The organism is Micromonospora sp. NPDC005305 (genome assembly GCF_040607315.1).
Classification (GTDB): domain Bacteria; phylum Actinomycetota; class Actinomycetes; order Mycobacteriales; family Micromonosporaceae; genus Micromonospora.
On record NZ_JBEXGL010000028.1, the window covers coordinates 36,749 to 50,198 of the forward strand.

Annotated in this window: 15 protein-coding genes; 3 read left to right on the forward strand and 12 right to left on the reverse strand. The window is 71.7% G+C overall.

Going from position 1 to position 13,450, the window contains the following annotated elements; genetic code table 11:
• Positions 1–24 precede the first annotated feature (24 nt).
• Complete coding sequence (locus tag ABZS80_RS29790) at positions 25–657, reverse strand: LysE family transporter (RefSeq protein WP_355061019.1); 633 nt, start codon at positions 655–657, stop codon at positions 25–27.
• Positions 658–835: 178 nt separating this feature from the next.
• On the opposite strand from ABZS80_RS29790, the gene ABZS80_RS29795 reads away from it, so the two are divergent.
• Positions 836–1,165: a nucleoside triphosphate pyrophosphohydrolase family protein gene (locus tag ABZS80_RS29795; protein WP_355061021.1), complete on the forward strand. Its 330-nt coding sequence runs from the start codon at positions 836–838 to the stop codon at positions 1,163–1,165.
• A 64-nt stretch (positions 1,166–1,229) separates the two neighbouring features.
• On the opposite strand, the gene ABZS80_RS29800 is transcribed toward ABZS80_RS29795, so the two are convergent.
• Genes ABZS80_RS29800 through ABZS80_RS29835 form a run of 8 tightly spaced genes read right to left on the reverse strand, consistent with a single transcriptional unit; the run spans position 1,230 to position 7,822 of the window.
• On the reverse strand, positions 1,230–1,646 hold the full coding sequence (locus ABZS80_RS29800; protein ID WP_151461953.1) for a metal-sulfur cluster assembly factor: 417 nt from the start codon (positions 1,644–1,646) through the stop codon (positions 1,230–1,232).
• Positions 1,643–2,116 carry a Fe-S cluster assembly sulfur transfer protein SufU gene (gene sufU, locus ABZS80_RS29805; protein ID WP_355061023.1) on the reverse strand — a complete coding sequence of 158 codons (474 nt, stop codon included), beginning with the start codon at positions 2,114–2,116 and terminating at the stop codon, positions 1,643–1,645. Before sufU ends, ABZS80_RS29800 begins: the two co-directional genes overlap by 4 nt.
• On the reverse strand, positions 2,116–3,420 hold the full coding sequence (locus tag ABZS80_RS29810; protein WP_355061025.1) for a cysteine desulfurase: 1,305 nt from the start codon (positions 3,418–3,420) through the stop codon (positions 2,116–2,118). Before ABZS80_RS29810 ends, sufU begins: the two co-directional genes overlap by 1 nt.
• A gap of 6 nt (positions 3,421–3,426) precedes the next feature.
• A complete protein-coding gene (gene sufC / locus ABZS80_RS29815) occupies positions 3,427–4,200 on the reverse strand; it encodes a Fe-S cluster assembly ATPase SufC (protein ID WP_151461956.1) in 774 nt (257 codons plus the stop codon).
• Positions 4,200–4,544 (reverse strand): non-heme iron oxygenase ferredoxin subunit, encoded by a 345-nt coding sequence (locus tag ABZS80_RS29820; protein ID WP_355061028.1) that lies wholly within the window; start codon positions 4,542–4,544, stop codon positions 4,200–4,202. The genes sufC and ABZS80_RS29820 overlap by 1 nt, the downstream gene beginning before the upstream one ends.
• Entirely contained in the window at positions 4,544–5,689 is a 1,146-nt protein-coding gene (sufD, locus tag ABZS80_RS29825; protein ID WP_355061030.1) for a Fe-S cluster assembly protein SufD, read from the reverse strand. Before sufD ends, ABZS80_RS29820 begins: the two co-directional genes overlap by 1 nt.
• A 55-nt stretch (positions 5,690–5,744) precedes the next feature.
• Complete coding sequence (gene sufB / locus ABZS80_RS29830) at positions 5,745–7,175, reverse strand: Fe-S cluster assembly protein SufB (RefSeq protein WP_355061032.1); 1,431 nt, start codon at positions 7,173–7,175, stop codon at positions 5,745–5,747.
• Positions 7,172–7,822, reverse strand: coding sequence for a transcriptional regulator (locus ABZS80_RS29835; protein ID WP_355061074.1), 651 nt, complete (start codon positions 7,820–7,822; stop codon positions 7,172–7,174). The genes sufB and ABZS80_RS29835 overlap by 4 nt, the downstream gene beginning before the upstream one ends.
• A 200-nt stretch (positions 7,823–8,022) precedes the next feature.
• On the opposite strand from ABZS80_RS29835, the gene ABZS80_RS29840 reads away from it, so the two are divergent.
• Together ABZS80_RS29840 and ABZS80_RS29845 are read left to right on the forward strand one after the other, a co-directional pair.
• A complete protein-coding gene (locus tag ABZS80_RS29840) occupies positions 8,023–8,988 on the forward strand; it encodes a COX15/CtaA family protein (protein WP_355061034.1) in 966 nt (321 codons plus the stop codon).
• A 94-nt stretch (positions 8,989–9,082) separates the two neighbouring features.
• Complete coding sequence (locus ABZS80_RS29845) at positions 9,083–10,750, forward strand: right-handed parallel beta-helix repeat-containing protein (protein ID WP_355061036.1); 1,668 nt, start codon at positions 9,083–9,085, stop codon at positions 10,748–10,750.
• A 40-nt stretch (positions 10,751–10,790) separates the two neighbouring features.
• Here the strand turns inward: ABZS80_RS29845 and ABZS80_RS29850 are convergent, their stop codons facing one another.
• The 3 genes from ABZS80_RS29850 to ABZS80_RS29860 form a co-directional block, all read right to left on the reverse strand.
• Positions 10,791–11,711 carry a hypothetical protein gene (locus ABZS80_RS29850; protein WP_355061038.1) on the reverse strand — a complete coding sequence of 307 codons (921 nt, stop codon included), beginning with the start codon at positions 11,709–11,711 and terminating at the stop codon, positions 10,791–10,793.
• Between the two features lie 6 nt (positions 11,712–11,717).
• Positions 11,718–12,050: a hypothetical protein gene (locus ABZS80_RS29855; RefSeq protein WP_355061040.1), complete on the reverse strand. Its 333-nt coding sequence runs from the start codon at positions 12,048–12,050 to the stop codon at positions 11,718–11,720.
• Between the two features lie 251 nt (positions 12,051–12,301).
• Positions 12,302–13,261, reverse strand: coding sequence for a heme o synthase (locus ABZS80_RS29860; RefSeq protein WP_355061042.1), 960 nt, complete (start codon positions 13,259–13,261; stop codon positions 12,302–12,304).
• Positions 13,262–13,450: the final 189 nt, after the last annotated feature.

Genomic DNA, 13,450 nt, shown 5'->3' on the forward strand with positions numbered 1-13,450 from the left:
GCCCGACCGTACGGCACCGGCGGCTCAGTCGGGCAGCAGGGTGGCGACCGCCAGGGCGGCGATCAGGGCGCTGGAGACCAGGCCGGTGACCAGGCGGCCGCGCGGCCCGGCGAGCGCCCGGCCGACCATGGTGCCGCCACCGGCGACGACCAGTTGCCAGCTCGCCGAGGCAAGGAACGCCCCCGCCACGAAGAGCGCGGCGGTGGCCACGTCCGCGTCGGCGGTGTCCTGGCGGCCGAGCACGAGCGCGGCGAAGTAGAGCACCGTGGCCGGGTTCAGCAGCGTGAGGCCGAGCAGCGCGGCGTACGCACGCCCGGGGCTGTTCAGACCCCGCCCCACCGGCGCCTCGGCGACCTCCCGGGTCCGGCGGGCGGACCAGGTCCGCCACAGCCCGTGGCCGGCGAGCCCGAGCAGGACCAGCGCGGCCACCACCCGCAATGGGCCCGCGACCGGCGCGATGAGCCCGGCCAGGCCGGCGCCGCCGAGCGCGGCGACCGCCGCGTAGAGCCCGTCGGCGGTGGCCACGGCGAGCGCCGCGGCCGCGCCGACCCGGAAACCGGTACGCGCGCTGAGCCCGAGAATGAGGATCGCGATCGCGCCGACCGGGACGGCGACGCCGTAGCCGGCCACCAGGCCGGCGAGGAACGCCCCGGTCACGACGGTGGGCGGCGGGTCGAGGCGGCCGGCGGCAGGGTGCGCTGTCGGCGTGCGGCAGTGGCCGCACGGACAGGGACCTGCTTCGGGTACGCCTCGATCACGCGCCCATCGTGCACCCCCTCCCCCGGGGCCGCCACCGGATTTCCCGCCCGCGATCCTGGACGCATACTGGTGCGCCATGGACCTGGATGCGTATCAGCGCGGCGCCCTCCGGACGGCCGCTCCCCGTGACAAGAGGAACGAGCTGCTCCACCTGGTGCTCGGGCTGGTCGGCGAGTCGGGTGAGGTCGCCGAGAAGTTCAAGAAGTGGGTCCGGGACCTCGACAGCGACGAGTCGCGGATCGACCGGGCCGACATCGCCAGGGAACTCGGTGACGTGCTCTGGTACGTGGCGGTGCTCGCCGACTACCTCGACCTGTCGCTGGACGACATCGCGGCGGCCAACCTCGCCAAGCTGGCCAGCCGCCAGGGCCGTGGCGTGCTGGGCGGCAGCGGCGACAACCGCTGAGCGGTGGAACGGGTCGAGCGCGGCACCCGCAGGGGTGCCGCGCTCGACGGGGACCGGGAAACGGTCAGACGTTGAAGCCGAGGGAGCGGAGCTGGTCCCGGCCCTCGTCGGTGATCTTGTCCGGGCCCCACGGCGGCAGCCAGACCCAGTTGATCCGGATGTCGTTGACCAGGCCGCCGCCCGGGCCGGTGGTCAGCGCCTGGCGGGCCTGGTCCTCGATCACGTCGGTGAGCGGGCACGCCGCCGAGGTCAGCGTCATGTCCAGGGTGGCGACGTTCTGGTCGTCGACGTGGACGCCGTACACCAGGCCGAGGTCGACCACGTTGATGCCCAGCTCGGGGTCGACGACGTCCTTCATCGCCTCTTCGATGTCGTCGATCGCGGCCCTGCCGCCGCCGGCCGGGGCCGCGCCGTTGGCCGTCGCGCCGTCGGTCGCCACGGCGCCGGTCTCCGGCGTCGAGGTGGTCTCTTCGCTGCTCATGCCTTCACCTCCGGGCTCACGCCCACCCCGGCGCGTGCCGCGGCGTCCTTGAACGCCATCCACGACAGCAGCGCACACTTCACCCGGGCCGGGTAGCGCGCGACACCCGCGAACGCCACCCCGTCTCCGAGCACGTCCTCGTCCGGCGTGACCTGGCCACGTCCGGACATCAACTCGACGAACGCCTCGTGCACCACGCTGGCGTCGTCGGCGGCCCGGCCGCGCAGCAGCTCGTGCAGCACGCTGGCCGACGCCTGGCTGATCGAGCAGCCCATCCCGTCGTACGAGATGTCGGTGAACACCTTGCCGTCGGTGGTCACCCGCACGGTGATCTCGTCGCCGCAGGTCGGGTTGACGTGGTGCGCCTCCCCGACCCGGGCGACCGGGTCCGTCGCGTCCCGCAGGCCGCGGCCGTGCGGGTGCTTGTAGTGGTCCAGGATGATCTCCTGGTAGAGCTGGTCGAGCTGCATCAGTCGAACACCTTCCGCACCTGTTCCAGACCGGCCACCAGCGCGTCGATCTCCTCGGTCGTGGTGTACAGGTAGAACGACGCCCGGGTGGTGGCCGGCACGCCGAACCGGGTGCACACCGGCTTGGCGCAGTGGTGCCCGACCCGGACCTGCACGCCGAGCGAGTCGAGCACCTGCCCGACGTCGTGCGGATGCACGTCGCCGAGCGCGAAGGAGATCGTCCCGCCCCGGCCGACCGGCACGTTCGGGCCGAAGACGCGCAGCCCGGGCACGGTGGCGAGGGCGTCCAGCGCGTACGCCGTCAGCTCCTTCTCGTGCCACTGGATGGCCGGCATCCCGATGCTCGTGAGGTAGTCGACCGCCGCACCGAGCGCGACCGCCTCGGCGATCGGCGGCGTGCCCGCCTCGAACCGGGCCGGCGGCGCGGCGAACGTCGAGCGCGCCATTGTCACGGTCTCGATCATCGAGCCGCCGCCGAACACCGGGGGCATGGCGGCGAGCAGCTCGCCCCGGCCCCACAGCACACCGATGCCGGTCGGGCCGCACATCTTGTGGCCGGTGAAGACGATGAAGTCCGCGTCGTAGTCGACCACGTCCATGGGCAGGTGCGGCACCGACTGCGAGCAGTCGAGCAGCAGCAGGGCGCCCACCTCGCGGACCCGCTGGGTGATCCGCGAGGTGGCGTTGACCGTGCCGAGGATGTTGGACATGTGCACCAGCGAGACGATCTTCGTCCGCTCGGTGACCAGGTCGTCCAGCCCGGACTCGTCGAGCCGGCCGTGGTCGGTGACCGGGAACCAGCGCAGGGTCGCGCCGGTCCGCTCGGCGAGGAGCTGCCACGGGACGATGTTCGAGTGGTGCTCCATCTCGGAGATGACGATCTCGTCACCGGGGCCGATCCGGAACCGGGGGTCGGCGTCCGGACGCAGCGAGGCGTTGGAGAACGCGTACGCCACCAGGTTGATCGCCTCGGTGGAGTTCTTGGTGAAGACCACCTCGTCGACGCTGGGCGCGTTGATGAACGCGGCGATCTTCGCCCGGGCCCCCTCGTACGCCTCGGTCGCCTCGGTGCCCAGCGTGTGCACCGAGCGCGACACGTTGGCGTTGTGCCGCGCGTAGTGCTCGGCGAGCACGTCGAGCACCTGCCGCGGCTTGTGCGAGGTGTTGGCGCTGTCGAGGTAGACCAGCCGGTGCCCGTTGACCTCCCGGTCCAGGATCGGGAAGTCGGCCCGCACCCGTGCCACGTCGTAGCGGGGCACGTCGTCGTACTGCGGCATGCCCGACGGGATCGCGATGGAGGTCATCGGTGCTCAGGCCCGCGCCGAGCCGGCCCCGGCGACGTACCGCTCGTAGCCCTCTTCCTCGAGCTTGTCGGCCAGCTCCGGGCCGCCCTGCTCGACAATCCGGCCGGCCACGAAGACGTGCACGAAGTCGGGCTTGATGTAGCGCAGGATCCGCGTGTAGTGGGTGATCAGCAGCAGGCCCGTGTCGCCGGTGTCGCGCACCCGGTTGACGCCCTCGCTGACCACGCGCAGCGCGTCCACGTCGAGACCGGAGTCGGTCTCGTCGAGGATGGCGATCTTCGGCTTGAGCAGCTCCAGCTGCACGATCTCGTGCCGCTTCTTCTCACCGCCGGAGAAGCCCTCGTTGACGTTGCGCTGGGCGAACGCCGGGTCCATCTGGAGCTTCTCCATGGCGCCGCGCAGCTCGCCGGCCCAGGTGCGCAGCTTCGGCGCCTCGCCGTCGATGGCGGTCTTGGCGGTGCGCAGGAAGTTGGCCACCGAGACGCCGGGGACCTCGACCGGGTACTGCATGGCCAGGAAGAGGCCGGCGCGGGCCCGCTCGTCGACGGACATGGCCAGCACGTCCTCGCCGTCGAGGGTCACCGAACCGCCGGTGATCTCGTACTTGGGGTGGCCGGCGATCGAGTACGCCAGGGTCGACTTGCCAGAGCCGTTCGGGCCCATGATCGCGTGGGTCTCACCCGACCGCACGGTCAGGTCGACGCCGGCCAGGATCGGCTTGAGCTCACCCTCGGGCAGCTTGACCGACACCTTCAGGTCGCGGATCTCCAGGGTGCTCATCAGCGGGTCACTCCATTGCTCGGCATCGGGCGGCCGTCGTCGCCCACAGGAAGGAAGATGTCGCCGTCGTGGACTTCGACGGGATAGACGGGAACGGGTTCGGTGGCGGGCAGCCCGGTGGGCTCGCCGGTCCGTAGGTCGAAACGGGATCCGTGCAGCCAGCATTCCAGCGTGCACCCGTCGACCTCGCCCTCGGAGAGGGCCACGGCGGCGTGCGAGCACTCGTCGTACACGGCGTAGAACGCGTCGTCCTCGCCGTGCACGATCGCGATCTGGGTGCCGTCGACGTCGGCGCTGATCGCGGTGCCCTTGGGCACGTCCTCGGTCGAGCAGATCCTGATCATCAGGCGCCGGCCTTGGTGAGGCGGGCCTCGATGGCGTCGCCGAGCCGCTCGCGCAGCTCCTCGACCGGGATCTTGTTGATCAGCTCGGCGAAGAAGCCGCGGACCACCAGGCGGCGGGCCTCGCCCTCCGGGATGCCCCGGGCCATCAGGTAGAAGAGCTGCTCGTCGTCGAAGCGGCCGGTCGCGCTGGCGTGCCCGGCGCCGGCGATCTCGCCGGTCTCGATCTCCAGGTTGGGCACCGAGTCCGCCCGCGCGCCGTCGGTGAGCAGCAGGTTCCGGTTGATCTCGTACGTGTCGGTGCCGGTCGCCTCGGCCCGGATCAGCACGTCACCGACCCAGACGGTGTGCGCGCTCTCGCCCTGCAGGGCGCCCCGGTAGCCCACGTAGCTGCGGCAGTCCGGCACGGTGTGGTCGACCAACTGCCGGTGCTCCAGGTGCTGGCCCGAGTCGGCGAAGTAGACGCCGTACAGCTCGGCCTCGCCGCCGCGCTGCGTGTACTCCACCGACGTGTACTGCCGGACCAGGTCGCCGCCGAGGCTCACCTGGACATGGATCACCTTGGCGTCGCGGCCCAGCCTGACCTTGAGGTGCTGCGCCTGCACGGCGTCGTCGGCCCAGTCGGCGACGGTGACCAGGGTGAGCTTCGCGCCGTCGCCCACCGCCACCTCGACGTTGTCGGCCAGGGTGGCCGACCCGACGTGCTCCAGCACCAGGGTCACCTCGGCGAACCGGCCCACCTCGACGAAGGTGTGGCCCAGCGCGAGCGCGTCGGCGCCCCCGCCGACCACCCGCAGGCTCACCGGCGCCTCCACCACGGCGTCCCGGGCGACCTGCACCAGCAGCGCCTCGTCGACCCCGCCGTACGCCAGCGCGCTGATCCGGTCGACCGGGGTGAGCACGCTGCCCACCCGCGGGTCGTCCTTGCCGATCCGGCCGACGGTGACGCCCTCGGGCAGGTCGCCGTGCTCGTGGCGGACCGTGCCGGTCGCGGCCTGCGCCTCGCCAGCAGCCAGGCCGCGCAGGCGCTTGAGCGGGGTGAAGCGCCACTCCTCCTCCAGGCCGGTGAGGGCCGGGAAGTCGGCGACGTCGTACGAGCGGAGCGCCTGCGACTTGGTCGTGGGCGGCGCGGAAGCCTGGGTAGTCATCTCGTCCTTGGTCTGTTCTGCGACGACGGTCTGGTGCGGGGCGGGCGGGTCGGCGTCAGCCGACCGCACCCTCCATCTGGAGCTCGATCAGGCGGTTGAGCTCCAGGGCGTACTCCATCGGGAGCTCCTTGGCGATCGGCTCGATGAAGCCGCGCACGATCATCGCCATCGCCTCGTCCTCGCTCAGGCCCCGGCTCATCAGGTAGAAGAGCTGGTCGTCGCTGATCTTGGAGACGGTCGCCTCGTGCCCCATCGACACGTCGTCCTCGCGGATGTCGACGTAGGGGTAGGTGTCGGAGCGGGAGATGGTGTCGACCAGCAGGGCGTCGCACTTGACCGTGCTCCGGCTGCTGTGCGAGCCCTCCAGCACCTGCACCAGCCCGCGGTAGGAGGTGCGGCCGCCGCCCCGGGCGATCGACTTCGACACGATGGTCGAGGAGGTGTGCGGCGCGGCGTGCACCATCTTGGCGCCCGCGTCCTGGTGCTGGCCCTCGCCGGCCATGGCCACCGAGAGCACCTCGCCCTTGGCGTGCTCGCCGGTCATGTAGACCGCCGGGTACTTCATGGTGACCTTGGAGCCGATGTTGCCGTCGACCCACTCCATGGTCGCGCCCTCGTGGCAGACGGCGCGCTTGGTCACCAGGTTGTAGACGTTGTTCGACCAGTTCTGGATGGTCGTGTAACGGCACCGGGCGTTCTTCTTGACGATGATCTCCACGACCGCGCTGTGCAGCGAGTCCGAGGAGTAGAGCGGCGCGGTGCAGCCCTCGACGTAGTGCACGTACGCACCCTCGTCGACGATGATCAGCGTCCGCTCGAACTGGCCCATGTTCTCCGTGTTGATCCGGAAGTAGGCCTGCAGCGGGATCTCCACCTGCACGCCCTTCGGCACGTAGATGAACGAGCCACCGGACCAGACGGAGGTGTTCAAGGCGGCGAACTTGTTGTCGCCGACCGGGATCACCGTGCCGAAGTACTCCTTGAAGATGTCCTCGTGCTCGCGCAGCGCGGTGTCGGTGTCCAGGAAGATGACACCCTGCTCCTCGAGGTCCTCACGGATCTTGTGGTAGACGACCTCGGACTCGTACTGCGCCGCGACGCCGGCGACCAGCCGCTGCTTCTCCGCCTCGGGGATGCCCAGCCGGTCGTAGGTGTTCTTGATGTCCTCGGGCAGGTCCTCCCAGCTGGTGGCCTGCTTCTCGGTGGACCGCACGAAGTACTTGATGTTGTCGAAGTCGATCCCGGTGAGGTCCGCGCCCCACGCCGGCATCGGCTTGCGGCCGAACAGCCGCAGGCCCTTCAGGCGCAGGTCGAGCATCCAGGCCGGCTCGTTCTTCTTGGCCGAGATGTCCCGCACCACCGCCTCGTTGAGGCCGCGCTGGGCAGCCGCCCCCGCGACGTCGGGGTCGGCCCAGCCGTACTCGTAGCGACCGAGGGCGGCGAGCTGCTCCTCCTGGGTCAGGGGCTGGACGATCTGCTCGGTCATCTATCTGTCCTCACAGTGGTGACGGTGTTACCGGACTGGGCACGCGGCTGGGTGGGGATGTGCGTGGTGCACACCCCGTCGCCGTGCGCGATGGTGGCCAGGCGCTGCACGTGGGTGCCGACCAGACGGGAGATCACCGCGGTCTCGGCCTCGCACAGCTGGGGGAACTCGGCGGCCACGTGCGCCACCGGGCAGTGGTGCTGGCACAGCTGGCCGCCGGAGGCGATCGTGGACGCGTTGGCAGCGTAACCCTCGGCGGTCAGCGCCCCCGCGAGCGCCTCCGCCCGGGCGAGCGGTTCGTCGCCGGCGTCCTCCATGGCGGCGCGGCAGCGCTCCTCCAGCGCGGTCACCTGCTCGGCGGCGAACGCCTCGACGGCGTGCGAGCCGCCGGTGCGGGCGATCCAGCGCAGCGCGGCCGTGGCGATGTTGTCGTAGTGGTGGGTGCCGCAGCGCACCCGGGCCGCCTCGGTGAGCACGAAGACCTTGGCCGGTCGGCCCCGGCCCCGGCTGCCCCGCACGACCTGCTCGCGGGCCTCCACGTCGCCGTCGGCCAGCATGGCGTCGAGGTGCCGGCGGATCGCGGCCGGGCTGAGCCCGAGCGCCGTGCCGAGCTGGGCCGCGGTCGTCGCGCCCTGCTCCAGCAGCAGCTGGGTGACCCGGTCACGGGTGGAGAGATCGGTGGACGCGGCAGTGCTGACGACCGGAGCGGTCGCCTGGTGGTGCCCGGAGAGCGCCGCCGCGTTTTTCACAACGCCAACGTTACGTAATTCGCAGGAGCCCCGCAAACCCGGGGTCCGGTGATCCCGACCACCGGGGTGGCGGAGTCACCCGATCGGGATCAACTACGGTGCGTAGGATTCGCTCCGTGAAGGCTTTCGCCCGGTTCCCGGTCTCCCCCACGCTGCTGCGCCGCCTCGCGTACACCTCGATCATCGCGAACGTCGCGATCGTGGTCACCGGCGGGGGTGTCCGGCTCACCCGCTCGGGGCTCGGCTGCCCCACCTGGCCCCGGTGCACCGACGAGTCGTACATCGCCACCCCGGAGATGGGCGTCAACGGGGCGATCGAGTTCGGCAACCGGCTGCTCACCTTCGCCGTGGGGATCATCGCGCTGGCCGTCGTGCTCGCCGTGCTGGCCCAGCGGACCCGCCCGCGCGGGCTACTGCCGCTGGCGATCGGCGTGCTGTTCGGCATTCCCGCCCAGGCCGTGGTCGGTGGCATCACCGTGCTCACCAACCTCAACCCGTGGGTGGTCGGGCTGCACTTCCTCGCCTCGATGGCGGTGATCGCCGCCGCGTACGCGCTCTGGAAGCGCACCACCGAGCCGGACGGGCCGGTGACCCCGACCGTGCCGGCGCCGCTGCGTACCCTCGCCCTGCTCACCACCGTCGTGAGCGCGGCCGTGCTGGTGGTCGGCACCTGGGTGACCGGCAGCGGGCCCCACGCGGGCGACCAGGGCGCGGCCCGCAACCGCCTGGACCCGGAGGCGATCTCCCAGGTGCACGCCGACGCCGTGTTCCTGCTGGTCGGCCTCTCGGTGGCGCTGCTCTTCGCGTTTCGCGCGGTGGGCGCCGCCCGGGCGGCCCGGGCCGCCGGGATCCTGGTCGCGGTCGAGCTGGGCCAGGGCCTGATCGGCTTCGTGCAGTACTTCACCCACCTGCCCGCCGCGCTGGTCGCCGCGCACATGCTCGGCTCCTGCCTGGTGCTGCTGGCGACCCTGGGCGTGCTCTGGGCCACCCGGGAGCGGCATCCGGCCCCGCCGGCTCCGGTCGCCGCCGCGCCGGCCGGTCAGCCGGTCACCACCGCCGCCTGAGCCCCGCCGCCTGAGGCGCGCTCCCCCGGCGTTACCCCCGGCCGGCAGCGGGAAAGCGGTCCGCCACGGATCGTCCGCCCGAGGGGAGCCGCCGGTGTCGCGCAAGGGCCTGTCCACGACCGTCCCGCAGCGGCTGACGCCGGTGGCCGGCGCGCCGCTGTGGTGCGACGCCCTCGACTTCGGGCTCACCGGCGACGGCGTGACCAACGACCAGCCGGCGCTGGCCGCGCTGGTGGACCGGCTCGGTGACGGGTACGCCGCCGACGGCCGGGCGCGGGTCATCCACTGCCCGCCGGGCATCTACTCGATCCGGGACGCCGGCACCGTCTGGCGCAGCGGCGTGTCGCTGATCGGCGCGGGGCCGGCCGCCACCCGGTTCCTGCTCAGCAACGAGGGCAACCGGAACGATCCCGTCCCGCTGGCGTTCTGGACCACGGTGCAGCACGGCGCGGACCGGGACCGGCACATCGCCGACTGCTCCTTCACCGACTTCGAGATCGACGGCTCCGGCGTCGGCATGACCCAGTACAACTACCTGGCCAAGGGCCTCGGCCTCCAGTACGTGGTGCGCGGTATCTTCCGGAACCTCTACATCCACCACACCGGGGCGACCGGGCTGGGCTGCGACTTCCTGCAGGACGGCCTCATCGACGGGGTGGTCGTGGTGGGCTGCGGCCGGCTGGACAACGGCGAGCAGATGGGTGGCGCGGGCATCGGCGTCGGCATCGGCGGCTGGGGCGACGTGGAGCGGCTCACCATCGCCAACTGCACCACGGTGGGCAACGGGACCAACGGGATCTTCCTGGAGCTGCAGAAGGACTACTGGCCGCCCCCGCGCGGTTTCCGCATCGTCGGGTGCCACAGCCAGGCGAACCGGTTCGGCATCTCCGACTGGGGGGCCGACGGGCTGATCGTCTCGGCCTGCACCCTGACGAACAACCTGGAGGCGGGTTTCGACGTCTCCGCCAACGGCACGGCCGGGATCGCCGGCCGCGGCGGGCTGCTGACCGACTGCGTGATCGACCGCAACGTCGGCGACGGGATCAGCATGGGCAACACCCCCGGTCCGTACGTGATCCGGGGCAACCGGATCAGCCGTAACGGCGGCTACGGCTACCACGAGCACCACCTGGGCCACGGCTACCGGGGCCCCGCGGAGGACGTGGTGATCCAGGGGAACCACATCTGGGAGAACGCGCTGGACGGGATCCGGATCGACCGGCCGATGACCGACGCCGCAGTGGTGGACAACCGGATCCGGGACAACGGGCGCCGGTCCGCGCCCGCGTGCCACGGCTCCGGCGCGACCGTGCGCTACGCGCCGCGCCGGGTCACCGACGGGACGGTGAACTGGCCGCCCGGCGGGCACCGGGGCAAGGTCCTGCGGGTCGACTCGCGGACCGCCGTCGTTGCCGACAACACCGGCAACGAGCTGTCCCTGGCCGAGGTGCGGCCCGACGGGGCCACCGGCTGGAACGAGGCCACCCCGGCGCCCGGCACGCCGTACGAGCTGCCCGCCGGCCCGCCGGAGCGCGCCGGGATCGCCATCAACGCCCCGTTCGACTCGGCCACCGTGCGGGGCAACCGGATCTGGCACCGGGACGAGCACACCCAGACCTACGGGCTGTGGATCACCGAGGCGGGCAGTTGCGTGTCCTGCCGGGTGGCGGACAACGACGTCACCGGGAACGAGGCGGCGATCCGGCTGGACACCCCGCCGATCGGCGGCCGCTGGGAACGCAACCACTGCGACCAGGAGTGACGCCGGCTCCGGCCCGCGCGGTGCGGGCCGGAGCGCGACGTCAGGACCGCCGGGCCAGGTGGGTGGCGATCGACGCCGCGAGCCGGTCCGGGGCGCCGTCGGCGTGGCCGACGAACAGGCTCGGCTCGGTCAGCTCCAGCTCGACCAGGACGGGCGAGGTGTCCGGGCCGGGGATGAGGTCCACCCGGGCGTAGAGCAGCCGCTCGGTGCCACCGGGCACGACGGCCAGGGTCTTCTCGGCCGTGTCCAGCTGCTCCGGGGTGGCCGTCCGGGCGTCGATCCGCTCCTCCCGGTACAGCTCGGCCACGCCGCGGTCGGGGCCGGTCAGCATCGGCCCCTTGCGGATCGCGTGGCTGAACGCCAGGCCGTCCGGCCCGGCCAGGAAGAGCAGCGCGGTCTCCCCGGCGGTGTCCACCGCCGTCAGGTACGGCTGGACCATGGTGACCCGCCCGGCGGCGGAGAGCCGCCGCACGTGGGCCACGGCCAGCTCCCGGTGCTCCGGGTCGGCCAGGTCGTACCGGCCGGTGTCCTGGCTGCCGGCGCTGACCGCCGGCTTGATCACGTACTCCCCGGCGTCGGCCGGCGGGACCCAGTCCGCCCCGGGCTCGACCCAGGAGGTCGGCACGGTGGGCACGCCGGCCGCGGACAGCTCGGCCAGGTAGCGCTTGTCGGTGTTCCAGGCGACCACGTCGGCCGGGTTGACCAGGGCGGGCACCGCGCGCGCCCAGGCGACGAACTCGTCGCGGCGCAGCGCGTAGTCCCAGGGCGAGCGGAGCACGACCAGGTCGTAGCGGGACCAGTCCACGGACGGGTCGTCCCAGACGACCGCCTCGGCGGCGACGCCGCGGGCGGCGAGCGGGGCGAGCACGAGCCGGTCGTCCGGGTCGAGGTCGGGAAGGGCGGTGCAGGTGACGAGAGCGACCCGGGGTTTCCCCCGGGTCGACTGGTGGTGGTTGGTCAATTTATGTCAACGGGCCATCGTGCGCCGGGCCATCGACCGCCAGAGGTCGTTGCTCGGACGCATCTGGTCCATCAGCTCACGCTCCCAGGCGTTCTCGACGGTCACTCCTGCCTTGGCGCAGGCCTGCCGCGCGACGTCGGTGCCGTCGGCGAACTGGTCGGCCCACGCCCCGTCGGAACCCACGAGGACGATCCGTGCGCCGCGCTTGCCGACGTACTCGATGACCGCCTTCGCTCCGCCGTGTCCGGCGGCGAACGACTTGATGCCCGCGACCAGGCCGTTGGGGGCCTGCTCGACAGTCTTGTCAGCCGTCAGCGTCGTATCGGAACCATCTGCCATGACGCGAAGCCTAAGCAGACATCCACTCGGATGTGCGAGAACGATGAACTGAATGTGATGCCAATTACCTACTGGTTTAAGGAAGACCACAGGTAATTCGACCGGCCATGTCGCCTATGCCCGCCCAAAACGGGCGGCGGGGATCGCCCCACTCTGTCCGGGTTGAGCCTGTCCGGCTCAGGCCGAAAAAATTTCTGATGAAATCCGCGACACGGGGAACCCATCCACTCCGGTGAGCACCGGAAACGGGTCTAGAGCAGGGCGTCGAGGGCGACGGCCGCGAACAGGATGGTGAGGTAGGTGGTGGACCAGTGGAAGAGCCGCATGGGCTTGACCGCCTCGCCGCGCGCCGCGCGCCGGCAGAGCTTGTGTGCCTCGACGACGAAGATCCCGCCGACCACCAGCGCGGTGACGCCGTAGATCGGGCTCATCCCGAGCGGCCAGACGGCCAGCGAGGAGAGCAGGGTCAGCCAGGAGAAGAGGATGATCTCCGCGTTGACCCGGCGGACCGAGGCCACCACCGGCAGCATGGGGATGCCGGCCCGCGCGTAGTCCGCCTTGTACTTGATCGCCAGGGCGTAGAAGTGCGGCATCTGCCAGAAGAAGACCACCGCGAACAGGCCCCAGGCGGCCGGCGCCAGGGAGCCGGTGACCGCGGCCCAGCCGATCAGCACCGGCGCCGCCCCGCAGGCGCCGCCCCAGAAGGTGTTGGCGGCCGTGGTGCGCTTCAGCCAGAGCGTGTAGATCAGGTCGTAGTAGGCGATCGCCGCGAGGGTCAGCCCGGCGGCCAGCCAGTTGGTGGCGGCGGCCATCAGCGCGACCGAGATCACCGCGAGCACCAGGCCGAAGATCAGCGCGTTGCGCGGGGACACGGTGTGCGCGGGCAGCGGCCGGCGCTTGGTGCGCCGCATCAACTGGTCGATGTCGCGGTCGATGTAGCAGTTGAGCACGCTGGCCGCGCCCGCGGCGAGCGAGCCGCCGACCAGCACCACGGCCACCAGCCAGAGCGCCGGCATGCCGCCGTCGGCCAGCATCATCGCCGGCACGGTGGTGACCAGCAGCAACTCGACGATCCGCGGCTTGGTGAGCGCCACGTACGCGGCCACCACGGCCCGCACGTCCCGCCGGCCGGTCGCCGGCGCCTCCGTCACCGTGCCCACCGGCGGCTGCCCGGCAGAGTCGCTGACGGGGCGCTCGGTGATCATGCTCACGGATTGCCACCTTCCGGCTTCGGCAGGGGAGGTCGGGGTCGGCTCGGACCCCTCCGGGCCCACACACCGCCCCACACACTACGCGGCGTCGTTTTGGCTGCCCCGCAGACCCGGCAACGGTGCGGGCCGTCACATCCCGGGTTGAACGGCTGATCCGGTCGGAGACGTACAGACCAGCATGCAGAGATC

Excerpts from the sequence above, each read along its gene's own strand:
- ABZS80_RS29800 (WP_151461953.1), bottom strand. The coding sequence starts at position 1,646 with ATGAGCAGCGAAGAGACCACCTCGACGCCGGAGACCGGCGCCGTGGCG.
- ABZS80_RS29855 (WP_355061040.1), bottom strand. The coding sequence starts at position 12,050 with ATGGCAGATGGTTCCGATACGACGCTGACGGCTGACAAGACTGTCGAG.
- ABZS80_RS29810 (WP_355061025.1), bottom strand. The coding sequence starts at position 3,420 with ATGACCTCCATCGCGATCCCGTCGGGCATGCCGCAGTACGACGACGTG.
- sufC (WP_151461956.1), bottom strand. The coding sequence starts at position 4,200 with ATGAGCACCCTGGAGATCCGCGACCTGAAGGTGTCGGTCAAGCTGCCC.
- ABZS80_RS29820 (WP_355061028.1), bottom strand. The coding sequence starts at position 4,544 with ATGATCAGGATCTGCTCGACCGAGGACGTGCCCAAGGGCACCGCGATC.
- sufU (WP_355061023.1), bottom strand. The coding sequence starts at position 2,116 with ATGCAGCTCGACCAGCTCTACCAGGAGATCATCCTGGACCACTACAAG.
- sufD (WP_355061030.1), bottom strand. The coding sequence starts at position 5,689 with ATGACTACCCAGGCTTCCGCGCCGCCCACGACCAAGTCGCAGGCGCTC.
- sufB (WP_355061032.1), bottom strand. The coding sequence starts at position 7,175 with ATGACCGAGCAGATCGTCCAGCCCCTGACCCAGGAGGAGCAGCTCGCC.
- ABZS80_RS29795 (WP_355061021.1), top strand. The coding sequence starts at position 836 with ATGGACCTGGATGCGTATCAGCGCGGCGCCCTCCGGACGGCCGCTCCC.